The organism is Paraburkholderia sp. SIMBA_030 (genome assembly GCF_046535245.1).
In the GTDB taxonomy this organism is placed as follows: domain Bacteria; phylum Pseudomonadota; class Gammaproteobacteria; order Burkholderiales; family Burkholderiaceae; genus Paraburkholderia.
The window spans coordinates 1-264 of the sequence record NZ_JAWRXB010000774.1; the positions used below are offsets into that span (position 1 = coordinate 1).

General features: G+C 56.1%; 1 protein-coding gene. It reads left to right on the forward strand.

What is annotated here, in order from left to right:
• Nucleotides 1–264: hypothetical protein (locus tag SB772_RS42075; protein WP_410838782.1), on the forward strand; the 264-nt coding region annotated here is incomplete at both ends.

Sequence of the window (264 nt, forward strand, 5' to 3'; positions counted from 1 at the left end):
GTATCAGTTCACCGACGGTGATATTGAATGGTTTGTCACCGACAGCCGTACTCGCCGCAACCTGTCCGCCGACGATCGCCGTATCCTTGATGAAGAACAGGAACAAACACTGCTCAAATGGCTGATCCACAGCCCGGCCCGGGTCAAATTCGTGGTCACTAGCGTGATGTTCTACCCCGACCGCAAACGCCATGGCGATGACGCCTGGAAGGCCTTTCCAGAACAACGCCTGCGATTACTGGAGACGATTCGCACGCACCGCAT